The organism is Stenotrophomonas sp. SMYL41, assembly GCF_036319965.1.
Lineage (GTDB): Bacteria > Pseudomonadota > Gammaproteobacteria > Xanthomonadales > Xanthomonadaceae > Stenotrophomonas > Stenotrophomonas maltophilia_R.
In genome coordinates, this window is sequence record NZ_JAWIRX010000002.1 from 163,007 (window position 1) to 186,836 (window position 23,830).

Genomic DNA, 23,830 nt, shown 5'->3' on the forward strand with positions numbered 1-23,830 from the left:
CTCCGGGGCCTTTCTCGTTTCAGCCTACCACCGGATCAACGATCCGGGCGGTGGGCGGATTCCGCATCGCGCTGGCGCTCCATGAACTCCTTGGACGGCTCATCCAGCTTGTCACCCAGCATGCGGCGCACGACCACGAAGAACACCGGGATCATCAGCAGGCCCAGCAGGGTGGCAAACAGCATGCCGCCGATCACGCCGGTACCGATGGCGTGGCGGGAGTTGGCGCCGGCGCCGGTGGAGATCGCCATCGGGATCACGCCCATGATGAAAGCGAACGAGGTCATCAGGATCGGGCGGAAGCGCAGGCGGGCCGCCTCGATGGTGGCATCGCGCAGGTTCTTGCCTGCTGCGCGCTGCTCCACCGCGAACTCCACGATCAGGATCGCGTTCTTCGCCGCCAGGCCGATCACGGTGATCAGGCCGATCTTGAAGAACAGATCGTTGGGCAGGCCGCGCAGCATCGACAGGCCGAGGGCACCGAGCACGCCCAGCGGCACGACCAGCAGCACCGCCACCGGGATCGACCAGCTTTCGTACAGGGCCGCCAGGCACAGGAACACCACCACGATCGACAGCACCAGCAGCAGCGTCGCGGCGTTGCCGGCCAGGATTTCCTGGTAGGACATGCCGGACCAGTCGTAGCCGAAGCCGGCCGGCAGGTCGTCGTTGACGATGCTCTCCATGGTCTGCATCGCTTCACCCGAGCTGGTGCCCGGGGCCTGCGAGCCGACGATGTTGATCGCCGAGTAGCCGTTGTAGCGGCTCAGCGACGGCGGTGCCGACACCCATTCGGACTTGACCACCGTGTTCAGCGGGATCATCGCGTTGGTGCCGTCAGCATTGGTGGTCAGGCTGGACGGGCTGTAGAAGCTCTTCAGCGACTCCTGGCCGGTGCGGTACGGGCCATCGGCCTGCATGGTCACGCGCTTGATGCGGCCTTCGTAGAAGAAGTCGTTGACGTACACCGGGGCGAGCATCAGCTGGATGGTGCTGTACACGTCCGACACCGACATGCCCATCGACTGCGCCTGCACGCGGTCCACGTGCAGCTGCAGCTGCGGGGCGTTTTCCAGCCCGTTCGGACGCACGCCGACCAGTGCCTCGGGCTTCTGCGCTGCGTTGCCGAGCAGGATGTTGCGCGCCTGGGTCAGCTGCTCGTAGCCGGCACCGCTGCGGTCCTGCAGCCACATGTCGAAGCCGCCGAACTGGCCGAGACCCTGCACGGTGGGCAGGTTGACCACGAAGATCTGCGCTTCCTTGATGCCATAGAACGCGCCGTTCATGTTCTGGATGAACTCGGGTGCGGTGAACTTGCGTTCCTCCCACGGCTTCAGGCGGATGAAGCCCATGCCCACGTTCTCGCCGGAACCGACGAAGCTGAAACCGGCCACCTGCAGCATGCCTTCATAGCCATCCTGCTTTTCCAGGATGCCACGCATCTGCGCGAACACTTCGTTGGTCTGGCCCTTGGTCGAGCCCGGCGGCAGCTGCACGATCGCCAGCGCATAGCCCTGGTCTTCTTCCGGCAGGAAGCTGCCCGGCATGCGGGTGAACAGGAAGCCGCACAGCGCGGTCAGCACCACGAACAGGATCATCCAGCGCGGCGCATGGCGCACCGCCGAGGTGATGTGGCCCACATAGGTGTGGCTGATCTTGTCGTAGTACTTGTTGAAGGTGCGGTAGACGATGTTCGGGTTGTCGTTGTGCGTCGGCTTGAGGAAGGTCGCGCACAGCGCCGGGGTGAAGCCCAGTGCCAGGAACGCCGAGAACGCCATCGAGATGGCGATGGTCAGCGCGAACTGCTTGTAGATCTCACCGGCGGCACCACCCTGCAGGGCGGACGGGATGAACACCGCGGCCAGCACGACGGTGATCGCCACCACCGCGCCGGTGATCTGGGTCATCGCCTTCTGCGTGGCCGGCTTCGGCGCCAGGCCTTCCTCGGTCATGATGCGTTCGACGTTCTCGATCACCACGATCGCGTCATCGACCACGATGCCGATCGCCAGCACCATCGCGAACAGGGTCAGCTGGTTGATCGTGAAGCCGATCATCCACATGCCCAGGAAGGTACCGAGCAGGGCCACCGGGATGACCAGGGTCGGGATCAGGGTAGCGCGGAAGTTCTGCAGGAAGATCAGCATCACCAGGAACACCAGCAACACGGCCTCGAACAGGGTCTTGACCACTTCCTGGATGGAGATCTTGACGAAGGTCGTGCTGTCGTACGGCGAGAACCAGGTCACGCCGGCCGGGAAGCTGGGCTGCAGCTCGTCCATCTTGGCGCGCACCGCATCAGCCACGTTCAGGGCGTTGGCGCCCGGCAGCAGCTGGATGGCGAAGGCGCCGGTCGGCTTGCCGTTGTACTGCGTGTCGAAGCCGTAATTGTTGGCGCCGAACGCAACGCGTGCGATGTCCTTCAGCAGCACGCGCGAGCCGTCAGCGTTGGCGCGCAGGATGATGTTCTCGAATTCCTGCGGCGAGCTGAAGCGGCCTTCGGCCGAGACCGTGGCGGTGAAGTGCTGGCCTTCCGGCGACGGATCCGAGCCAAGCGCACCGGCGGCGAACTGCACGTTCTGCGCGCGTACCGCGGCCAGCACCTGGCTGGCCGACAGGCCGTAGCCCTGCATCTTTTCCGGGTTCAGCCAGATGTTCATGGCGTACTCGGAACCGAACTGCTGGGTGCTGCCGACGCCGGGGATACGCGAGACCTGGTCGAGCACGCGCGAGCCGACGATGTCGTTCAGGGCGTCACGGTTGATGGCCGGCGTATCGGACTGCAGCGCGATCACCATCAGGAAGCCGGCGTTGGCCTTGGCCACCACCACGCCCTGCTGGGTCACCTCCGAAGGCAGTCGTGGCGTGGCCAGCGAGACCTTGTTCTGCACCTGCACCTGGGCGATGTCCGGATCGGTACCGGTCTCGAAGGTCAGGGTGATCTGCGCGCGGCCGTTGGAGGCGGACGAGGAGCTGAAGTACAGCAGGTGATCGATGCCGGTCAGCTGCTGCTCGATCACCTGGGTGACCGATTTCTCGGTGGTGTCCGCACTGGCGCCCGGGTAGGTCGCCGAGACGGTGACCTGCGGCGGGGCGATGTTGGGATAGGACTCCACGCCCAGGTTGAGGATCGCGATCACGCCGCTGAGCGAGATCAGGATCGCCACCACCCAGGCGAAGACTGGATGTTCGATGAAAAATTTAGGCATGACGGAAGGTTCCCGTTACTGCTTGTTCGAATCGGTGGCGGCCGGCTTGGCCGCATCGGCCTGCTCGGGCTTGGCCGCGTCGGCCGGTGCCTTGCCTGCGGCCGGTGCTGCGCCCGCCGGAGCGGCGCCGCCTGCGGCAGACTTGCCGTTGGCGTCCTGCCCCGGGGTCCACGGCTTGGCCACCGCCGGTGCACCTTCCTTGACCTTCTGTACGCCGGCCACGATCACCTTGTCACCGGCAGCCAGGCCGTCGCTGACCAGCCAGTTGCCGTTCTGCGCGCCATCGGTCTTCACGTTCTTGCGCGCGACCTTGCCGTCGGCGCCGACCACCATCACGTAGCCGCCCGTGGTGTCGCGCAGCAGGGCCTGCTGCGGTACCAGGAAGGCATTGTTGCGTTCGCCCAGGTTGGCCTGGAAGCTGACGAAGGCGCCCGGCAGCAGGATCTGCTGCGGGTTCGGCAGCAACGCACGCAACGACACCGCACCGGTGGCCGGGTCGACCGTGGTCGAGGAGAAGTCCAGGGTGCCCGGCTCGCTGTAGGTGCTGCCATCGGCCAGCTTGACGTTGACCGTGGCCTTGCCGTCGCCCGACAGCGCCAGCGCGCCCTTGGCCTGCTGCGCGCGCAGTTGGGTCAGTTCATCCACGCTCAGCGAGAAGTTCACGTACAGCGGGTCGAGCTGGTCGACGGTGGTCAGCAGGGTCACATCGCCCTGGCCGACCAGCGCACCTTCGGTGACCTGCTGCTTGTTGGCCACGCCGCTGATCGGTGCGGTCACTTCGGTGTAGCCCAGGCTGATGCGCGAAGAGGTCACCGCCGCTTCGGCCTGCTTGACCGCGGCCAGGGCGGTGCGCTCGGCCGATTCGGCGTTGTCCAGGTCGGCCTTGGAGACGAACTGCTGCGGCGCCAGCGAACGTGCGCGGTCGGCGGCGACCTTGGCGTTGGCGTAGCTCGCGCGGGCCGAGGCCAGCTGCGCTTCGGAGGCATTGAGCGAGGCACGCAACGGCGCCGGGTCGATCAGGAACAGGGTCTGGCCCTGCTTGACCTGCGAGCCTTCCTGGTAGACGCGCTTGAGCAGCACGCCGGGCACGCGTGCGCGGACGTCGGCGCTGCGGAACGGCGACAGGCGGCCGACCAGCTCGCGCTGCAGCGGCAGGGTCTGCGGCTTGGCGTCGATCACGCCCACCTCCGGCGGCGGGGGCGTCTGCTGTTCCGGCTTCTTGCAGGCAGCCAGAGCGACAGCAACGGCGCACGTCAAGGCAAGGGTGCGGAGTGGGGCGGTCATCAGGAGGAACTCCGGGGTTGGTTTGTAGACGGGGCCGGCGACGGCCGTGGCGCGAACGCGCGCAGGAAGCTGTCGACGGAGAACTCTGCCCAGCGCCGACGCAAGAGTGCGTCATCACGATGGGGGGTATGGAAGCGCTGTTTGTCGAAATCCTGACCGGCGATCATGCTCAGCAGCAGTTCGGCCATGAAGTGCGGGTCGTCATGCCGGAGCTGGCCTCGCATGCAAACGGTTTCAATCCATTCAGCAAGATGAAGCGTCAGCGCGCCGGCACCGTGCCGGTACAGCGTACGCGCCTCTTCGGGAAACTGGGCCGCCTCGGCCGCAATCAGCCGGCAGGCCTGTCCTACGTGCGCTTGGTTGAAATGCTCCAGGAAGTCGGTGGAGAACTGGAGCAGGCTGGCACGCAGGTCGTCACCGCGGAGTGCACGCAGCATGGCCCCGGTGGCGTGGCCGACGTGGCGCTGCATCACCCGGCGCAGCAGTTCCTGCTTGCTGCCGTAGCGCGAGTACAGGGTCTGCTTGGAGCAGCCGGCATGCTGGGCCACCGCGTCCATGCTCATCTGCATGCCCTGCTGGGCCAGCAGTTCGCGCACGGCATCGAACACGCGCTCATCGCGCGCGTCGAGGGCAACGGGGAGGTAGGCCGGGTTCACGCGGTGGACTATACCGTCCAGTTCAGGATTGTGGAATCGAATCTGCGTCGCCGCGTGTGTCTTCCGGTAACACGTTTTGCCGATCCTGTCGGCAGTGCTGAAACAGGCGCCAGCTCCATACCGGAGCGAACTGAATAGGCGTCTAAACCGCAGCAAACCCGAATCTGGTTATTCCGTCCTGCAGCAAGGCCTTTTCGTGCGGTAGGGCTACAATTTCATTTTCCCAACTGAGCAAGCGCATCGCTCTGCCATGAAACCGCAAAAAACCGCAGCCAAGACCGTGAAAAACAAGACCAAACCAGCTGAGTCGGAGGTCGCAGTGACCGCTGGTTTCTCCCTGGAGCCGGTGTACACGGCATTGCGCAAGCGTTACCCCGCGGCCGCACAGGCCGAAGCAGTGGCCTTCGCCACTGACTTCTACAAGCGCATGGAGTCGGACGAGTTCCCGCACCACAGCGCTGAAGAGTGGGCCGCTCTCGCGGCTGAGACGCTGGAATTCGCCCGCGCCCGCAAGGCCGGCAAGGCCAACGTCCGCGTGTTCAATCCGACCGCGAAGGCCAACGGTTGGGAATCGCCGCACACCGTGCTGCAGGTCGTCAACGACGACATGCCGTTCCTGGTTGACACTGTCACCATGTCGCTGGCCGAGCAGGGCGTGGGTGTCCACGTGCTGGGCCACCCGGTGCTGCGCTTCACCCGCGACAAGGCCGGCAAGCTGGTCAAGGTCGGCGAAGGTGATGCCGAGTCGGTGATGCTGCTGGAAATCGACCGCCAGCCGGCTGAAGCCATGGCCGCCATCGAGCAGGCCATCAACAAGGCGCTGGATGAAGTGCGCGCGATCGTGCGCGACTGGCAGCCGATGAAGGACAAGGCGCTGGCGCTGGCCGACGACCTGGGCAGCCGCCAGCTGCCGGTCGACGACGCGTCGCGCAAGGAAGCACAGGAATTCCTGCGCTGGGCCGCCGACAACCACTTCACCTTCTTCGGCTACCGCGAGTACCGCGTCGAGAAGCAGGGCAAGGAAGAAGTGCTCGCGCCGCTGAACGACACCGGCCTGGGCCTGATGCGCGGCAAGGACAAGTCCGCCGCCCGCCCGGTCAAGACCCTGGCCGCGCAGGGCCTGAACACCACATCCGGTCTGAAGGACGCGCTGATCCTGACCAAGACCAATGCCCGCTCGCGCGTGCACCGCGCCGGCTACATGGACTACATCGGCGTGCTGGAATTCGACGCCAAGGGCAAGATCATCGGCGAGCAGCGCTTCCTCGGCCTGTTCACGTCCAGTGCCTACAACCGTCGCCCGTGGGAAATCCCGCTGGTGCGCCAGCGCCACGAGCACGTGATGAAGCAGTCGGGCCTGGCCCCGGCCAGCCACAGCGGCAAGGCCCTGCGCCACATCCTGGAAACCCTGCCGCGCGAAGAACTGTTCCAGTCCAGCGAGGACGAACTGTTCCGCACCGCGATGGGCGTGCTGGGCCTGCAGGAGCGCGTGCGCAGCCGCCTGTTCCTGCGCCGTGACAAGTACAGCCGTTTCATCTCCGCGCTGGTCTACCTGCCGCGCGAGCGCTTCAACACCGACGTGCGCCTGCGCATCGAAGCGATGTTGAAGGACGCGCTGCATGGCGAGTACGTCGACAGCTCGGTGGTGCTGGGCGAATCGCCGCTGGCCCAGGTGCACCTGATCGTGCGTCCGAAGCCGGGTGAAATGCTCGACGTCGATACCGCCGAACTGGAGCAGAAGCTGGCCCAGGTGCTGCGCAACTGGCAGGACGACCTGCGCGAAGCGCTGGTGACCCGCCATGGCGAGACCGAAGGCCTGCGCATCGCCGCCCGTATCGGCAAGGCACTGCCGGCCGGTTACATCGAAGACAACAGCACCGCGGTTGCCGCCAACGATGTCAGCCAGCTCGACGCCCTGACCGGCCCGGACGACCTGCGCCTGAGCCTGCAGGCCGTGCCGCGCGAAAGCGGCGATGGCCTGCGCCTGAAGCTGTATCGCCAGCTGGACGACATTCCGCTGTCGGACGCGCTGCCGATGATGGAAAACATGGGCCTGCGCGTGATCGCCGAGCGTCCGTACCGCCTGTCGGTCGATAACGCCCCGGTGTACGTGCAGGACTTCGAGGTCGAGTCGACCGCCGGCGCGATCGATGCCGCCAGCGTCGATGAAGCCTTCGGCGAGACCTTTGCACGCGTCTGGCACGGCGATGCCGAAAACGATGGTTTCAACCGCCTGGTGCTGGCTGCCGGCCTGCACTGGCGCCAGGTCGCCATGCTGCGTGGCTACTGCAAGTACCTGCTGCAGACCGGCGTGCCGTTCTCGCAGGCTTACGTGGAAGGCACCTTCGCGCGCTACCCGTTGCTGGCCCGCCTGCTGGTCGAGCTGTTCGAAGCCCGCTTCGATCCGGCCACCGGCCACGAAAGCAAGGACGACATCGCGGCCGGCCAGGCCCAGCTGAAGGCCCACTTCGATGTGCTGGCTGCTGGCGACGATGCCACCCTGAAGGTGCTCAAGACCGTGGTCGATGCCCGCAAGGGTGACCGCAACGCACAGATGCAGGCCGCGCGCGATGCGCTGCTGAAGCTGATGGACCGCGTGTCGAGCCTGGACGAGGACCGCATCCTGCGTTCGTTCATGGGCGTGATCGACGCGACCCTGCGTACCAGCTACTACCAGACCGATGCCAACGGCCAGCACGGCCATGTCATCAGCTTCAAGTTCGATTCGGCGCTGGTGCCGGACCTGCCGAAGCCGCGTCCGTACCGCGAAATCTTCGTCTACGGCCCGCGCGTGGAAGGTACCCACCTGCGCTTCGGCGCGGTCGCCCGTGGTGGCCTGCGCTGGTCGGACCGTCGCGAAGACTTCCGTACCGAGGTGCTGGGCCTGGTCAAGGCGCAGATGGTCAAGAACACCGTCATCGTGCCGGTCGGCGCGAAGGGCGGCTTCTTCGCCAAGACCCCGCCGGTGAACGGCGACCGTGATGCGATCTTCGCCAACGGCGTGGCCTGCTACAAGCTGTTCATCCAGGGCCTGCTGGACATCACCGACAACATCGTCAACAACAAGATCGTGCCGCCGGTGGATGTCGTGCGCCACGACATGGACGATCCGTACCTGGTGGTGGCCGCCGACAAGGGCACCGCGACCTTCTCCGACATCGCCAACGGCCTGGCCATCGCGCACGGCTTCTGGATGGGCGATGCGTTCGCCTCCGGTGGTTCGGTCGGTTACGACCACAAGGGCATGGGCATCACCGCACGCGGTGCGTGGGAGTCGGTCAAGCGCCACTTCCGTGCGCTCGGCCGCGACAGCCAGAGCCAGGACTTCACTGCGGTCGGCGTCGGCGACATGTCCGGCGACGTGTTCGGCAACGGCATGCTGCTGTCGCGCCACATCCGCCTGGTCGCTGCGTTCGACCACCGCCACATCTTCCTGGACCCGAACCCGGATGCGGCCACCACGTTCGTTGAACGTGAGCGCCTGTTCACTGTGCCGCGTTCTAGCTGGGCGGACTACGATGCCAAGCTGATCAGCAAGGGCGGCGGCGTGTACCCGCGCAGCCTGAAGTCGATCGAGATCACCCCGCAGGTGCGCGAGGCGCTGGGCCTGGACGAAAACGTCAAGGCGCTGTCGCCGAACGATCTGATGAGCGCGATCCTGAAGGCGCCGGTCGACCTGCTGTGGAACGGCGGCATCGGTACCTACGTGAAGGCCGCCAGCGAGCAGCACAGCGATGTCGGCGACCGCGCCAACAACGCGCTGCGCGTGAACGGTGGCGAGCTGCGCTGCAAGGTGGTGGGCGAGGGCGGCAACCTGGGCATGACCCAGCTGGGCCGTATCGAAGCCGCGCAGGCTGGCGTGCTGCTCAATACCGACTTCATCGACAACTCGGCCGGTGTTGATACTTCCGACCATGAAGTCAACATCAAGATCCTGCTCAATGATGTGGTGCGGGCCAAGAAGCTGACCGTCGAGCAGCGCAACAAGCTGCTGGCCTCGATGACCGATGAAGTCGCCGAGCTGGTGCTCAACGACAACTACCGCCAGAACCAGGCGCTGAGCCTGATGGAGCGGATGGCGGTCAAGCGCCTGGGCTCCAAGCAGCACTTCATCCGTACCCTGGAACAGCAGGGCCTGCTCGATCGCCAGATCGAGTTCCTGCCGTCCGATGCCGAGCTGTCGCAGCGCAAGGCACGCGGCCAGGGCCTGACCCGTCCGGAACTGTCGGTGCTGCTGTCGTACTCCAAGCTGGTGGCGTTCGCCCAGCTGCTGGATTCGGACATCCCCGAAGATCCGTACCTGTCCAAGGAACTGCAGCGTTACTTCCCGACCCCGCTGCAGAAGAAGTACGCCGACGCAATGGAGCGTCACCGCCTGAAGCGCGAAATCATCGCCACGGCCGTGACCAACCAGACCATCAACCGCATGGGCGCCACCTTCCTGATGCGCATGCAGGAAGACACCGGTCGTTCCATCGCCGAGGTCGCCAAGGCCTACACCATCAGCCGTGAAACGCTGGATGCACGCGCGCTGTGGGCGCAGATCGATGCGCTCGACGGCAAGGTGCCGGAGTCGGTGCAGATCGACGCACTGGAAGTGATCTGGAAGCTGCAGCGTTCGTTCGTGCGCTGGCTGCTGTCGCGCCCGGGTGCGATGCCGGGCATCACCGAAGCGGTCAACCGCTACCAGGGTCCGTTCAACGACATCCGCGTTGCTTCGGGCGTGCTGCCGGATTCGCAGCGTCCGACCTACGAAGCCCTGGTGGCCGAGTGGAAGGAAAAGGGCCTGCCGTCCGCGCTGGCGCAGCAGCTTGCCGAACTGCACTTCCTGGAGCCGGCGTTCGACATCATCGAACTGGCCCGTACCCGCAAGCTGAAGCCGGTGGACGTGTCCAAGGTCCACTTCCGCCTGGGCGATGCCCTGCAGCTGCCGTGGCTGTTCGAGCAGGTCGACGCGCTGGAGGTCAACGGCCGCTGGCACGCCGTGGCACGGGGCGTGCTGCGTGACGAGCTGGCCGCCAACCACCGCAACCTGGCCGGCCAGGTGCTGGGCACCAAGGGCAGCAGTGCTGAAGCGAAGGTGGCGGCCTGGATGGGTCGCGACGACAACAGCCTGCGCTTCACCCTGGCGATGCTGGCCGAACTGGCCGAGCAGAAGACCCTGGACTACCCGACCGTCTCGGTCGCGGTCCAGCGCCTGGGCCAGCTGGCCGCGCATGGTGCGTAAGCGCATTCGCGCTGACGCCTCACGGTTTGCTCTGCAAACCGTGGGCCCCATGCCAACCATGCTCCCGGACCCCCGCGCCGTTGGCGCGCCCCCCTGACTCAGGGGGCAGTTGGAGGAACGGCCCCGCGAAAGCGGGGCCGTTCTGTTTCTGCCTGTTTTTCTGCGATCACTGACCCGACGCCGGTCATCCGCCCTGCGGGGTCCAATGCCCGGCGCTCGGTTATGCTCTCCCTCATGCCTTCCCCCCGGATCCACCGATGAGCGACACCCCCCGCATCGCCTTCCTGGCCAGCGCCACCGAACCTGCACAGATGGCCCGCGCCGCGATGGTCTCGCGTTATGGCGATCACGCGCCGGACCAGGCGGACGTGCTGTGTCCGCTGGGCGGCGACGGCTTCATGCTGCAGACCCTGCATCGGCACGGGCACCTGGGAAAGCCGGTGTTCGGCATGAAGCTGGGCACCGTCGGCTTCCTGATGAACCAGTACCGTGGCGACGACGACGTGCAGGCCCGCATTGCCCGTGCCGAGCCGGCCAACCTGCGCCCGTTGGAGATGGTCGCGTTGACCGAGTCGGGCACCAGTACCGGTTCGCTGGCCTACAACGATGTGTCGCTGCTGCGCCAGACCCGGCAGGCAGCGCATATCGGCATCGACCTCAACGGCCAGGAACGCGTGGCCGAGCTGATCGGTGACGGCGTGCTGGTGGCCACCCCGGCCGGCAGCACCGCCTACAACTATTCCGCGCACGGTCCGGTGCTGCCGCTGGGCTCGCACACCATCGCGCTGACGCCGTTGGCTCCGTACCGGCCGCGTCGTTGGCGCGGGGCGATCCTCAAGGCCGACACCGAGGTGCGCTTCCGCGTGCTTGACCCCTACAAGCGCCCGGTCAGCGTCACTGCGGATTCGCACGAGACCCGTGACGTGGTCGAGGTGACCATCCGCGAGTCGAAGGACCGCCGCGTGACCCTGCTGTTCGACCCGGAGCACAACCTGGAAGACCGGATCCTGAGCGAACAGTTCGTTTTTTGAGGACAATGGGCGGCCGGCCCCGCCGACCGCTTGAAGGACCCCCACCGATGGGCGACAACTCCCCCCGTTTGCTGACCGTCGCGGTGACCTCGCGCGCCCTGTTCGACCTCGAGGAAAGCCATGCGCTGTTCGAGAGTGATGGCGTGGCGGCCTATGCCGAATTCCAGCGCCAGCATGAGGACGACATCCTCGGCCCCGGCGTGGCCTTCCCGGTGGTGCGCAAGCTGCTGGCGCTGAACCAGGGCGCCAGCCCGGAGAACCCACGGGTCGAGGTGATCCTGCTGTCGCGCAACTCGGCCGATACCGGCCTGCGCATCTTCAACTCGATCCAGCACTACGGCCTGGGCATCATCCGTGCGACGTTCACCGCCGGCGAGCCGACCTGGCCGTACGTGAAGCCGTTCGGTACCGACCTGTTCCTGTCGGCCAACCCGGAATCGGTGCGCAGCGCGCTGCGCCATGGGATCGCGGCGGCGACCATCCTGCCCAAGCCGCCCGGCGAGACCGCTGCGGCAGCGGCCGACCAGATCGATATCGGTCGCCCGGCCGGCCAGCTGCGCATCGCCTTCGATGGTGACGCGGTGATCTTCGGTGACGAGAGTGAGCGCATTTCGCGCGAGCAGGGCGTGGAGGCGTTTGGCCGCCACGAGCGCGAGCGCGCCCGCGAGCCGCTCAGCGGCGGGCCGTTCCGGGGGTTCCTGTCGGCCCTGCACACGCTGCAGGAAGTGTTTCCGGCCGGCGAGAGTGCGCCGATCCGCACCGCACTGGTCACCGCGCGCTCGGCACCGGCGCATGAACGGGTGATCCGCACCCTGCGCGAGTGGGGCGTGCGCCTGGACGAGGCGCTGTTCCTCGGTGGCCGCCACAAGGGGCCGTTCCTGCAGGCGTTCGGCGCCGACATCTTCTTCGATGATTCGCAGCACAACATCGACAGTGCCCGCGAGCATGTGGCCGCTGGCCACGTACCGCATGGTGTCGCCAACGAGAGCTGAGGCCATGACGGGCAGGTGCCAACCGTCGGTTGGCCCTGCCATGCATCGGTGCCCACCGAGGTGGGCCTCTACTGGTCACTGCGCGACCGACATCCCAAGCTGCAGGTCCACCACCTTCCAGCGCAGGCCCTGCGGTTCAAGCACCACCTTCAGCGGCGGCTGGCCAGGGCCGCGATCGACATCGATCACGAAGCGGTCCAGTGCCTCGAAATGGTGCTCGGCATGCTTCAGCGGCCGCGCCGGTTCGGTCGCGCCGAAGGCATCGCCGCCCTGCAGTTCATTGCGGCCACGCTTCCACAGCACGTGGCCCTGCAGCATCGCGCCGATCCCGGTCGGGGTCACCATGGTCTCCACTGCGGCACCGCCAAGCTGGTCGCCCAGCCCATAGAGCAGGGCACCGAATGGACTGGCCGCCACCTCGGGGCCGGCCTGGCGCACCAGATAGTCATTGAGCTGCGCGCGCAGGCTGCTGCGCACGCGCGGGAAGTCGACATAACGCTCCAGGCGGGCGGTGTCGCGCTGCTCGATGGCCTTGGACAGGCCATTGACGGTCATGTAGGGGCCGCCGAACCACCAGGCCGCCACGGCCAGGACCAGCAGCACAATGAGTGCGGTGAGTTTCTTCATGCCGACCAGACTGCCGCAATGGCGGCAGTGCCGGGTGAAGACTCAATGACTGGGCGAACCACGGCCGTCACCGAAGGCATCGACCAGCTGTTGCCGTTCGGCCGGGGTCAGTGCTTCCAGCCGCGTCGCCAGCACCTCGTCGAGGCTGCGGGTGCGGGTGGTACCGAGGATGCCGCTGGCCACGCCGGGATGGCCCAGCGCATAGGCGAAGGCGGTCTGGGCCGGGCGTTGGCTGTGGATCGCGCCCATGGCGCGCCGCATCTGGCGGGCACTGCGCATCAGCTGGCGGCTGCTGGGTTTCAGCCAGGCGCGCGCCAGGTACCAGCCATCGGCCAGCCGTGGCAGGCGCGGACGGGCGGGCAGCAGGTGGCCCTGCGCCAGCACGGTGCCGGCCAGCACGCCAATGCCCACCGCCTGCAGCTGGTCGATCAGCGGTTCGCGGTCCTGCTGCAGGGCGTTGTAGTCCAGAAGCACCACATCGAACGCGTCGGGATGGGCGATCATCCAGCGCAGGGTCGATGCCGAGTGGGTGTTGATGCCGGTGTGGCGGACCAGGCCGCGTTCGCGCAGGCGTTGCAGCGCGGCTAGCAGGTCATCGTTGATGTCGTGTTCGCTGGCGCCATGCAGCTGGTAGAGGTCCAGATGATCCAGGCCGAGGTTGCGCAGCGACGCCTCGCAGCTGGCGGTGATGGCCGCGGGCGAGAAGTTGCGTTGCTCGGCACCGCTGATGCCGGCCTGGCCGGTGAGCGTGCCGCCTTTGCTGGAGACCACCAGCGCGTCGCGCGGGTACTGCTTCAGCAACGGACGCAGGATGCGGCCCAGGCGCGGTTCGGCATGGAAGCCGGAGTAGTTGTGGCCGGTATCGAGCAGGTTCACGCCATGGGCGAGCGCATGCTCGACCACGGCAGCCGCCTCAGGCTCGGGGAAGCGGCGATGACCCCAGAAGCCGGAGCAGCCCAGGCCGATCGGTGAAACGGCCAGGCCGGTGCGGCCGAGCACGCGCCGCTGGCGGGCCAGCGGAAGATCCGGCGACATCAGAACTCCAGATCCAGCGCAGCGCACAGGTAGTCGACGAACGGACCGAGCGCGGCCAGGTCCTTGCCCAGCGTGGACAGCAGGCGCGGGCCGGTCATGGTGGCGTCGTCCAGCGAGCGCCACATCACCCAGTTGCGGTGCTTGAGATCGTCGATGAACTCGAAGTCGGCCGGGAAGCCGCGGGGTGGCCGCACCAGCTTTTCGCTCTCCTCGAAATCGAAGCGCTTGCGCAGGGCCGGCGCATGCGCGGCGGCCTTCCAGCTGCCCGGGTTGTCGAGGATGAAGTGGCGTACGCGACGCTGGGTTTCCGGCTCCGGATGCCACAGGCCGGCACCGACGAAGCTCTCGCCGGGCTGCAGGTGCACGTAGAACGAAGGCGCGGCCACTTCGCGGCGGCGCTCATGGAACAGGCGCGCGCCCTGCCAGGTCTTGTACGGTGACTTGTCGTTGGAGAAGCGCGCGTCGCGATGGATGCGGAACAGCGAGCCGCCGACGCCGCGCGTATCGGCGCGGAAATGGTCGCTGACCTCGGCCAGTGCCGGTTGCAGGTCGCCCAGCAGGCGCAGGAACGGCTGCCGCACGTGGTCTTCATACTGCTGGCGGTGGTCGTTGAACCAGGCCTTGTCGTTGTGCCGCGCCAGGCTGCGCAGGAACTTGAAACTGGCGTCCGAGAAGTAGGTGCTCACAGCGTCTCCTGCAGGTGCTGGCCCCAGTCGCGCAGCGATTGCAGCAGGGCCTGGCGCCGGGCGTCGTCGGGCGCTTCGGCGGCCAGTGCATCGAGCTGCTGCTGGTACTGGGGCAGGTTGAGTTCGCCCAGCCCGCCGTCTCCCAGCAGGCGCTGGCGGCGGTACTCCTGCCAGCGCTGGCGTTCGGACGGTGCGAGGCTGTCGGGGTGGTTGCGCGCGCGGTAGCGGAACAGCAGTTCCGGCAGGCGCGGGTCGCGGAAGCGGCCTTCCAGCGCGGCCAGCTGCTCCGGCGCGGTGGTGCGTGCCAGCGCAAGCAGCGGCTTGTCGCCACTGCCGAGGAAGCCGTCGTACAGCGAGGCATCGACGTCGGCCACGGTGGCGGCGCGGGGCTGGTTGTAGACCTGTCGCGCCTTCTCGGCCAGCTGTGGGGCGAACGCGCGCAGGCGTTCCACCTTGGCCTCGATCGCGGCCACGTCCAGGCCGAGGCGCGCGTGGTCATCGGCGCGCAGGTGGTTCCAGGCGATCAGCGCCGGCACCTTGTTCAGGTGCACTTCCTTCAGCGGCACCCGCGCCACGCCTTCGGGCAGCTCGCTGGCGCGCATGTACAGGCGCTGTGCGATCACCTCGGCCGGCAGTTCCAGCAGGTCGTCGATCCCGCCTTCCAGGTCGAACACGATCACCCGGTTGTTGATGGTCGGGTGCACGGCCAGCGGCAGTACCGGTGCCGCGCACAGGCGGCTGGCCGGGTAGCGCATGGAAATGTGCAGCACCGGCTTCATCGCGGCCACGTCCAGCAGGCCGCCGACGAAGCGTTTGTCACGCAGCTTCAGCGCGTAGTCCCACAGGCGTGGCTGCGACTGCTTGAACAGGCGTGCCATGCCGATGGTGGCGCGTACGTCGGACAGCGCTTCGTGCGCATCGCCTTCGCGCACGTTGTTGGCCTCGGCCAGGTGCTCGAGCTTGAACGAGGTGGCGCCATCCTCGCGCAGCGGCCACTGGATGCCGTCCGGGCGCATCGCGCGCATCAGCCGCAGCATGTCCAGCAGGTCCCAGCGCGAATTGCCGTTGCGCCACTCGCGTTCGTACGGGTCGTGGAAGTTGCGGAACAGGCCGTAGCGGACGAACTCATCGTCGAAGCGCAGCGTGTTGTAGCCCAGCGCGCAGGTACCGGGGCGCGACAGCTGCTCGTTGATGCGATCGAAGGCCTCGGCCTCGCTGATGCCCTCGGCCAGGGCCTGCTGCGGGGTGATGCCAGTGACCAGGGTGGCCATCGGCGAGGGCAGCAGGTCATCGGCCGGGCGCACGAAGAAGCTGACCGGGGTGTCGATCTCGTTCAGGTCGGCGTCGGTACGGATCGCGGCGTATTGCGAGATGCGCGTGCGTCGTGGGTCCTGGCCGAACGTTTCCAGGTCGTAGAACAGGAAGCTGTCGGCCATCAGTGCGCGCCCTCCAGGACCGGCAGCTGCGCGTGGATCTGCGCTTCCAGGGCGGTCCAGTCGATGTTGTCCAGTGAATCGTGGCCGGCGGTGGCGGCCACCAGCATGTCGCGCTGCAGCTCGGTGCGGCGCAGCGCCTCGGCGTAGGGCGTGTGCAGGAAGGTGACCATCGTGTAATGCGGTACGAAACGGGTCGGCCAGCGTCGCTGCAGTTCCTGCTCCAGCTCGCGCTGCAGCAGGAACGCGGGATCGGCGACGCGGTCGCGCATCTCCAGGTAGTTCTCCAGCGCCATCTGCTGGATGGCACGTGCATTCGGCTTGCGCTCGGCTTCGAACGCGGCGAACGCGCCTTCCAGATCATCTGCTTCCGTCAGGTGGCGTGCCAGCGCAACGCAGTCCTCGAACGCGCAGTTCATGCCCTGGCCGTGGAACGGCACCATGGCGTGCGCGGCATCGCCGATCAGCACGGCGCGGCCGTGCTGATGCCAGCGCTCCAGGGTGAGCGTGCCGAGCAGGCCCGGCGGATGCTGTTCCCAGTCCGCGCGCAGGTTCGGGATCAACGGCAGGGTGTCGGCGAACTCGCGTGCGAACAGCGCTTCGGCCTGCGCGCCGGTGTTGACCGTGGCGAAGCTGGGATCGCCCTGGTTGGGCAGGAACAGGGTGACGGTGAAGGTGCCTTCGTGGTTGGGCAGGGCGATGCACATGTAGTGGCCGCGCGGCCAGATGTGCAGCGCGTTGCGCTCGATGCGGAAGCTGCCGTCGGCGGCCGGCGGGATCTCCAGCTCCTTGTAGGAGTGGTCGAGGAAGGCGATGTCCTCCCCCAGCGGCGCACGGCGGTTCATCGCCGCGCGCAGTGCCGAGCCGGCACCGTCTGCCCCGATCAGGGTGTCGAAGCGGATGTCGTGCGGGCTGTCGTCGCGGTCATCGATGAAACGTGCGTAGCCGGCATCGAAATCAACGGTGTGCAGGCGGCGATGGAAGTGCACGGTTGCGCCGGCCTGTTCGGCCAGCTCCAGCAGCGTGGTGTTCAGGTCGCTGCGGTGGATCGACCAGATCACTTCGCTGTCGTCGCGGCCATAGCGCTGCAGCTGCGGTTCACCGTCGCGCGGGTGCACCATGCGGCCGCGCATCATCACCGCCCGCGCCATCACTTCGTCCTCCACGCCCGCCTGGCGCAGCGCATTGCGCCCGCGCTCGGCCAACGCCAGGTTGATCGAGCGGCCGCTCTCGTAGTCGGCCACGCGCGGATCGCCGCGGCGTTCGTACAGGGTGATGCGCCAGCCTTGCCGTGACAGCAGGATGGCCAGCAGGGACCCGGCCAGGCCGGCGCCGATAATGCTCAACGAGCGGGAAGCATGTGCGATCAACGAACTGTCCAGCAGTAGGGGAGGGGCCGGCCTAAAGGCCGGCCCAGGCTTCCACTTCCTCGACGAAGTGGTGCACGTCCAGGTAGCGGTTGTAGAGCGGCGTGGGCGAGATGCGGATCACGTCGGGCTCGCGCCAGTCGCCCAGCACGCCGATGCCGCGCAGGTGCTCGAACAGTGCGCGGCCACGCTCGCGGCCATCGATCACGCGCAGCGACAACTGGCAGCCGCGGCGCTGCGGGTCGGCCGGGGTGATGATGTCCAGCACCTGCGGAAGGCGCGCGCGCACCAGCGCTTCGAGCATGCCGGTCAACGCCAGCGATTTGCCGCGCAGCGCTTCCATGCCGGCACGCTCGAACAGCTCCAGCGAGGCACGCAGCGGTGCCAGGCCGAGAATCGGCGGATTGCTCAGCTGCCAACCTTCGGCGCCGATGGCCGGCGTGAACTGCGGCGCCATCTGGAAGCGGGTGGCTTCCTCATGGCCCCACCAGCCGGCGAAGCGCGGCAGGCTGGTGTCGCGGTGGTGGCGCTCGTGCACGAAGGCGCCAGCGACTGCACCCGGGCCGCTGTTGAGGTACTTGTAATGGCACCACACGGCGAAATCCGGGGCCACGTCATGCAGGCGCAACGGCAGGTTGCCGACCGAGTGCGCCAGGTCGAAGCCGATGCGTGCGCCCTGCAGGCGTGCGGCGCGGGTGATCGCATCCAGATCGAAGGCCTGGCCGGTGCGGTACTGCACGCCGGGCCACAGCACCAGCGCCAGGCGCGGGCCGTGTTCGGTGATGGCGCGTTCGATGGCGTTCAGCGAGATCGTGCCGTTGGCTTCGTCCGGCTGCACTTCCACCAGGCACTCGGCCGGGTCGAAGCCATGGAAGCGGATCTGGGCTTCCACCGCGTGGCGATCGGTCGGGAACGCGCCGGCTTCCATCAGGATCACCGGGCGCTGCGTGGTCGGCCGGTAGAAGCTGACCATCATCAGGTGCAGGTTCACGCTCAGCGTGTTCATCGCCACCACTTCGCTGGGCAGCGCGCCGACCACGCGTGCCAGCTGCGCGCTTACCAGGCGGTGGTAGGACAGCCACTGCGTCGGGCCGGTGAAGTGGCCTTCCACGGCCAGTTCGCCCCACTGCTTCATCACTTCCTGCACGGCGGCCTGCGCGCCGCGCGGCTGCAGGCCCAGCGAGTTGCCGACGAAGTAGGTCTGCTCGCCGCCACCGTGGCGCGGAATCAGGAATTCATTGCGCAGCGGGCGCAGCGGATCGGCGGCGTCCAGGGCGATGGCGTGGGTGCGGCTGAGCAGGTCGGACATGGTCGGGCAACAGGCTGCAACGGGACCGCCAGTGTAGCGCCTGGGGCATGGCCCGGTAGCCGCCACCAGCCCAACACCAGCACTGCATGATCCGGTGGTCACCAACCTTGGTTGGCGCACGTGCGAGCAGGCGCCCACCCAGGTGGGCGACGACCGTTCGATGGTTCAGCCCACCGCGGGCGCCGGCAGCGGGTCCACGTGCCCGCACTGGCTGCAGGTACGCAGTTCCAGGCTGGCGTGGTAGCGCGCGAATACCTTGGGCAGGTCGGTTTCGATGTTCTGCAGCGGGAAGAACTCTTCGTGCAGCTTGTGGTTGCAGCGCTCGCAGTGCCAGATCACGCCGTCCATCTCATGCGGCAGGCGCTTGCGCTCGACCACCAGGCCGATACCACCGGGCGGGCGCCGCGGCGAGTGCGGCACCTTCGCCGGCAACAGGAAGATCTCACCGGCGCGGATCGGAATGTCGCGCACCGCGCCGTCTTCCTGCACCTTCAGCACCATCTCGCCTTCGAGCTGGTAGAACCACTCCGGGCCTTCGTCGTAGTGGTAGTCGGTACGCGAGTTTGGCCCGCCGACCACCATCACGATGAAATCGCCGTTGTCGATCATCTTGTTGCCCACCGGCGGCTTCAGCAGGTGGCGGTTCTCTTCGATCCAGGCGTGCAGGTTGATCGGCGAAGCGAGCATGGTGGTCATCCGTGGGGGATCAGTCGCGCTTGCCCTTGCGCGGGACGTAGGACAGGGCCTTTTCATAGGCCGGCTGCAGCTCTTCCTGCGAACCGACGTCGATGCCCATCTCGCGCACGCGTCCGTCCTTCAGGCTGTAGACCCAGCCGTGCACCATCAGCTTCTGGCCGCGGGCCCAGGCGTCCTGCACGATGGTCGAGCGGCACAGGTTGGCCACCTGCTCGATCACGTTCAGTTCGCACAGGCGCGCGTGCTTGAGCTCATTGGTCTCGATCGCATCGAGGATGCCGGTGTGCTTCTGCATCACGTCACCGACGTGGCGCAACCAGTTGTCGGCCAGGCCAACGCGGGTGTTGTGCAGGCAGGCATGCACGCCGCCGCAGCCATAGTGGCCAACGATCAGAATGTGCTTGACCTTCAGCTGGTCCACCGCGTACTGCACCACGCTCAGGCAGTTCAGGTCGGTGTGGGCGACCACGTTGGCAACGTTGCGGTGCACGAACACTTCGCCCGGGGCCATGCCGATGATCTGGTTGGCCGGCACGCGCGAATCGGAACAGCCGATCCACAGGTACTCGGGGTGCTGCTGCTTGGCGAGCTGGTGGAAGAACTCGGGGTCTTCCTTCTCGATCCGGTCGGCCCAGTCGCGGTTGTTCTGCAGCAGCTTGTGGATGTCTTTCATGTTCGGGTCCCTGGCGTCGGGTGGGGGCTCGCCGCAGCCGTCCGGCTGCGTCGTCGCGGGAATCTGTGGTGTTCAGTCGCCCTGCAGGGCGGCCGGGTCGCGGTGCCAGCGCATCCACTGCGCCAGTTCCTGGGAGGAGGGCGTGGCCAGCGCTTCCAGTGCGGCGATCACCGCCTGCTGGTTGGCTTCCGGGTGGTTCTGGCTGAGTTTCAGCTTCAGCTGCACCTGTTCGACCTGGAAGCGGAAACCGACGATGGCGCGCAGCTCCGGACCATGTTCGGCGCGCGAAGCATCGAACTGCCAGGCCTGGCCTACGCTGGCTTCGAATCGGTCGCTGATCGCGCCGACCAGTTCGGCCAGTGCATCGGTATCGTCGAAGGTCTGCAGCTGGCCACACAGCTCGGCAGTGGCGTAGTTCCAGGTCGGCACCCGCGCGGCGGGCTCCTTGTCCGGATACCAGCTGGCCGAGACGTAACCGTGGGGGCCGTCGACCAGCACCTTGGCCGCGCCGCTGTGGCGCGACTGCGGGTTGGCGCGGGCCCAGTGCCCGCGCAGCTCGATACGCTCGCCAACACGCCGGTACAGCACCGGCATCCGGGTCAGCTCCGGCAGGCCATCGTCGCCGGCGGTGAGCACGGTGACGAATGGATCGCGCGCCAGCAGGCGGTCCAGCCAGCGCAGGTCGGTCTCGGCGAAGGCGCGCGGGGTGAACATGCGAGAGTCAGGCGCGCCCGCCCAGCGACTGGATCATGCGGCCGCGCAGGCCCTCGTCACTGTCGGCCTGCGGCGGCTGTACTTCGTGCAGGCTGAAACCGCGCACCAGCGCGTCTTCCTCGTCCAGGCCGTCGTACTCGACGAACTCGGCGTCGAACAGCTGCGAACGGGCGGTGTCTTCGCTGTCATAGCTCAGCGTGTTGCCGTCGCTGTCGAGCACCTCGGCGGTGCCGGCCGGGCGCACGCGCAGGCGCGCCCAGATCAGGGTGTTGCCGAGGCTGGCCAGCCACCAGCTGTCGCGCGAGGCGGAGATGTCATTCATGGAGGTATTACCAGAGCGAGGCCAGCCAGAGCAGGGCGGCCATGCCCAGTCCGGCCAGCAGGGTCAGCAGCGATACCCAGGCCGGCGTCGCCAGCCCGGACAGTGAGCGGTCCGGCTGCTGGCGATAGTCACGGCGCAGCAGCCAGGCCAGGGCATCGGGCTTTAGGAAGGCGCCGCTGCCGAAGCGCTCGGCGAGCGCCGGATGGCGGTCACGCACGTGCACCAGGGTCAGCGGCCAGAAGATCACGAAGGCACTGAACCCGGCCACTGCAACGCCGACGAAACAGAGGGCGAAGAACAGGGTCATGGGAGCGGTACCTCCGTGGTCGTGTGGGGCTTAGAAGTCCGCGCTGCCCGGGGCGCGCGGGTAGGGGATCGCATCGCGGATGTTGGAGAGCCCGCAGACGTACACCACCAGGCGTTCGAAGCCGAGGCCGAAGCCGGCGTGCGGCACCGAACCATAGCGGCGGAAGTCGCGATACCAGCTGTAGTGCTCACGGTCCAGGCCGAACTGGGCCATGCGCGCGTCCAGCACGTCCAGGCGCTCTTCGCGCTGGCTGCCACCGATGATCTCGCCGATGCCCGGGGCCAGCACGTCCATCGCGGCGACGGTCTTGCCGTCGTCGTTCAGGCGCATATAGAACGCCTTGATGTGCTCCGGATAGTTGGTCACCACCACCGGGCGGCCGACGTGTTCCTCGGTCAGCCAGCGCTCGTGCTCGGTCTGCAGGTCCAGGCCCCATTCGACCGGGAAGTCGAACTTCTTGCCGGACTTCTGCAGCAGGCTGACTGCATCGGTGTAGTCGATGCGCTCGAACGGCGCGTTGATGAAGTCTTCCAGCTTGGTGATCGCGTTCTTGTCCACGCGCTCGGCGATGAAGGCCAGGTCGTCGCCGCGCTCGTTCAGCACCGCGCGGAACAGGTACTTCAGGAACTCTTCGGCCAGGCGCGCATCTTCGGCCAGGTCGGCGAAGGCGATTTCCGGCTCGATCATCCAGAACTCCGCCAGGTGGCGGGTGGTGTGGCTGTTCTCGGCGCGGAAGGTCGGGCCGAAGGTGTAGACCTTGCTCAGCGCCAGGCAGTAGGCCTCGACGTTCAGCTGGCCGGACACGGTCAGGAAGGTTTCCTTGCCGAAGAAGTCGCGGCTGAAATCGATCGCGCCCTTCTCGTCACGCGGCAGGTTCACCATGTCCAGGGTGGACACACGGAACATCTGGCCGGCGCCTTCGGCGTCGGAGGTGGTGATGATCGGGGTGCTGATCCAGTTGAAGCCGTTCTCGTGGAAGAAGCGGTGCACCGCCTGGGCCAGGCAGTTGCGGATGCGGGTGACCGCGCCGAACAGGTTGGTGCGCGGGCGCAGGTGCGCCACTTCGCGCAGGAACTCCGGCGACATCGGCTTGGGCTGGATCGGGTAGGTCAGCGGGTCTTCGACCCAGCCGACCACGTCCAGTGCGCTGGCCTGGATCTCGAACGACTGGCCCTTGCCCTGCGACTTCACCAGCGTGCCGGTGGCGATGACCGAGCAGCCGCTGGTCAGGCGCTTGATCTCGTCGAAGTTGGCCAGGTTGTCATTGGCCACTACCTGGATCGGGGCGAAGCAGGAGCCGTCGCTCACATTCACGAAGGCCAGATTCGCTGAACCGCGCACCGTGCGCACCCATCCGCGTACCGTGACTTCGCCGCCTTCCGGGATCTTCCCGGCAAGCGCATGTTCAACGCTGACCACCGTCATGACTTGAATCCTCTGCTGATCGACTCGATCTGTGAACAAGGGAGTTTACCGGTTGCAGCGTTCTGCTTGCGAGGCATTTTTCGTGGCAACGGCTCCTTATAATGTCCCCGTACCTCTGGAGTAGCCCCATGGCCGTCAGCCTGACCCCCATTGCCTTTGAGCGCGTGCAGCGCTTCGTCGCCCAGACCCCCGGCGCGCTGGGCCTGCGTTTCGGCGTGACCAAGACCGGCTGCTCCGGTTGGGGCCACGTGACCGACCTGGCCCGCGACGAGCGCGAGGGCGATACCGTGTTCGACCAGGACGGCGTGAAGATCTACGTCGACGCCAAGAGCCTGGCGCTGGTGGACGGCACCGTGATCGACTTCGGCAAGCACGGCCTGAGCGAGACGTTCACGTTCAGCAACCCGAACGCCACTGCCGAATGTGGCTGCGGCGAAAGCTTCACCACCGACGCCGACAAGGCCTGACGCCGGTTGTCTGCCGGGCATGCCCCGTGCTGGCGGAATCTGATGTGGTAGGTGCCGTCCTTGGCCGGCACGCGGGGCATGATCCGGCGCTATCGCCGCTCGCGCCAAGCGTTCCGTCCCAGCAGTACCAGTCCCAGGATCACGCTCGCTGTCGCCCATAGGCCCGACAGGCCGATCGTCTCCCGCAGCAGGTGCAGCAGCATTGCCACCAGCAGGCTCATGCAGCCCAGGATTTCAAGGATGCCGAGCGGGGCATTGCCCACGTGGATCAGGCGTCCATCGTCGCGGTTGATCCAGCGCCGGAGGCGCGAAAGGCGGTTCATGGGCGGAATGTAGCCCGGAAGGGAGGTGCGGATGCAACGACCGCTCT

General features: G+C 66.9%; 20 protein-coding genes. 4 read left to right on the forward strand and 16 right to left on the reverse strand.

From position 1 onward, the window contains the following. Window positions 1-35: 35 nt before the first annotated feature. Genes V3B30_RS03160 through V3B30_RS03170 form a run of 3 tightly spaced genes read right to left on the reverse strand, consistent with a single transcriptional unit; the run spans window position 36 to window position 5,149 of the window. A complete protein-coding gene (locus V3B30_RS03160) occupies window positions 36-3,209 on the reverse strand; it encodes a multidrug efflux RND transporter permease subunit (RefSeq protein ID WP_100473304.1) in 3,174 nt (1,057 codons plus the stop codon). A gap of 15 nt (window positions 3,210-3,224) precedes the next feature. Beyond that, window positions 3,225-4,493: an efflux RND transporter periplasmic adaptor subunit gene (locus tag V3B30_RS03165; protein ID WP_262083419.1), complete on the reverse strand. Its 1,269-nt coding sequence runs from the start codon at window positions 4,491-4,493 to the stop codon at window positions 3,225-3,227. Next, on the reverse strand, window positions 4,493-5,149 hold the full coding sequence (locus tag V3B30_RS03170) for a TetR/AcrR family transcriptional regulator (protein WP_262083418.1): 657 nt from the start codon (window positions 5,147-5,149) through the stop codon (window positions 4,493-4,495). The genes V3B30_RS03165 and V3B30_RS03170 overlap by 1 nt, the downstream gene beginning before the upstream one ends. 250 nt (window positions 5,150-5,399) lie before the next feature. On the opposite strand from V3B30_RS03170, the gene V3B30_RS03175 reads away from it, so the two are divergent. From V3B30_RS03175 to V3B30_RS03185, 3 genes are all read left to right on the forward strand, one after another. Further along, on the forward strand, window positions 5,400-10,376 hold the full coding sequence (locus tag V3B30_RS03175) for an NAD-glutamate dehydrogenase domain-containing protein (protein ID WP_100473301.1): 4,977 nt from the start codon (window positions 5,400-5,402) through the stop codon (window positions 10,374-10,376). Between the two features lie 257 nt (window positions 10,377-10,633). Further along, a complete protein-coding gene (locus V3B30_RS03180; RefSeq protein ID WP_262083417.1) occupies window positions 10,634-11,407 on the forward strand; it encodes an NAD kinase in 774 nt (257 codons plus the stop codon). Window positions 11,408-11,454: 47 nt separating this feature from the next. Beyond that, window positions 11,455-12,399: a 5'-nucleotidase gene (locus V3B30_RS03185; protein ID WP_100473300.1), complete on the forward strand. Its 945-nt coding sequence runs from the start codon at window positions 11,455-11,457 to the stop codon at window positions 12,397-12,399. Between the two features lie 75 nt (window positions 12,400-12,474). On the opposite strand, the gene V3B30_RS03190 is transcribed toward V3B30_RS03185, so the two are convergent. From V3B30_RS03190 to asnS, 12 genes are all read right to left on the reverse strand, one after another. Continuing rightward, complete coding sequence (locus tag V3B30_RS03190) at window positions 12,475-13,026, reverse strand: DUF2939 domain-containing protein (RefSeq protein WP_100473299.1); 552 nt, start codon at window positions 13,024-13,026, stop codon at window positions 12,475-12,477. Window positions 13,027-13,068: 42 nt separating this feature from the next. Then, window positions 13,069-14,061: an aldo/keto reductase gene (locus tag V3B30_RS03195; RefSeq protein WP_262083416.1), complete on the reverse strand. Its 993-nt coding sequence runs from the start codon at window positions 14,059-14,061 to the stop codon at window positions 13,069-13,071. Continuing rightward, complete coding sequence (locus V3B30_RS03200) at window positions 14,061-14,747, reverse strand: DUF2461 domain-containing protein (RefSeq protein ID WP_032127674.1); 687 nt, start codon at window positions 14,745-14,747, stop codon at window positions 14,061-14,063. The genes V3B30_RS03195 and V3B30_RS03200 overlap by 1 nt, the downstream gene beginning before the upstream one ends. Continuing rightward, window positions 14,744-16,183, reverse strand: coding sequence for an exodeoxyribonuclease I (gene sbcB, locus V3B30_RS03205; RefSeq protein ID WP_262083415.1), 1,440 nt, complete (start codon window positions 16,181-16,183; stop codon window positions 14,744-14,746). The genes V3B30_RS03200 and sbcB overlap by 4 nt, the downstream gene beginning before the upstream one ends. Further along, window positions 16,183-17,550, reverse strand: a complete 1,368-nt coding sequence (locus tag V3B30_RS03210; RefSeq protein ID WP_262083414.1) for an NAD(P)/FAD-dependent oxidoreductase — start codon at window positions 17,548-17,550, stop codon at window positions 16,183-16,185. Before V3B30_RS03210 ends, sbcB begins: the two co-directional genes overlap by 1 nt. 31 nt (window positions 17,551-17,581) lie before the next feature. Beyond that, window positions 17,582-18,856, reverse strand: coding sequence for a kynureninase (gene kynU, locus V3B30_RS03215; protein ID WP_262083413.1), 1,275 nt, complete (start codon window positions 18,854-18,856; stop codon window positions 17,582-17,584). A gap of 165 nt (window positions 18,857-19,021) precedes the next feature. Beyond that, window positions 19,022-19,543 carry a 3-hydroxyanthranilate 3,4-dioxygenase gene (locus V3B30_RS03220; protein ID WP_049442510.1) on the reverse strand — a complete coding sequence of 174 codons (522 nt, stop codon included), beginning with the start codon at window positions 19,541-19,543 and terminating at the stop codon, window positions 19,022-19,024. Between the two features lie 19 nt (window positions 19,544-19,562). Then, complete coding sequence (can, locus tag V3B30_RS03225) at window positions 19,563-20,225, reverse strand: carbonate dehydratase (RefSeq protein ID WP_100473294.1); 663 nt, start codon at window positions 20,223-20,225, stop codon at window positions 19,563-19,565. A 72-nt stretch (window positions 20,226-20,297) separates the two neighbouring features. Continuing rightward, window positions 20,298-20,939 (reverse strand): FMN-binding negative transcriptional regulator, encoded by a 642-nt coding sequence (locus tag V3B30_RS03230; RefSeq protein WP_262083412.1) that lies wholly within the window; start codon window positions 20,937-20,939, stop codon window positions 20,298-20,300. Between the two features lie 7 nt (window positions 20,940-20,946). Then, entirely contained in the window at window positions 20,947-21,261 is a 315-nt protein-coding gene (locus V3B30_RS03235) for a hypothetical protein (RefSeq protein WP_014037738.1), read from the reverse strand. A 7-nt stretch (window positions 21,262-21,268) separates the two neighbouring features. Then, on the reverse strand, window positions 21,269-21,568 hold the full coding sequence (locus V3B30_RS03240; protein WP_005417403.1) for a hypothetical protein: 300 nt from the start codon (window positions 21,566-21,568) through the stop codon (window positions 21,269-21,271). Between the two features lie 30 nt (window positions 21,569-21,598). Then, window positions 21,599-22,993: an asparagine--tRNA ligase gene (gene asnS, locus V3B30_RS03245; RefSeq protein ID WP_201116775.1), complete on the reverse strand. Its 1,395-nt coding sequence runs from the start codon at window positions 22,991-22,993 to the stop codon at window positions 21,599-21,601. 128 nt (window positions 22,994-23,121) lie between these two features. Here asnS and V3B30_RS03250 point away from each other — a divergent pair, with 128 nt between their 5' ends. After that, on the forward strand, window positions 23,122-23,460 hold the full coding sequence (locus V3B30_RS03250) for an iron-sulfur cluster assembly accessory protein (RefSeq protein ID WP_006452998.1): 339 nt from the start codon (window positions 23,122-23,124) through the stop codon (window positions 23,458-23,460). An 89-nt stretch (window positions 23,461-23,549) separates the two neighbouring features. Here the strand turns inward: V3B30_RS03250 and V3B30_RS03255 are convergent, their stop codons facing one another. Further along, window positions 23,550-23,783 (reverse strand): hypothetical protein, encoded by a 234-nt coding sequence (locus V3B30_RS03255; RefSeq protein ID WP_262083411.1) that lies wholly within the window; start codon window positions 23,781-23,783, stop codon window positions 23,550-23,552. Window positions 23,784-23,830 lie beyond the last annotated feature (47 nt).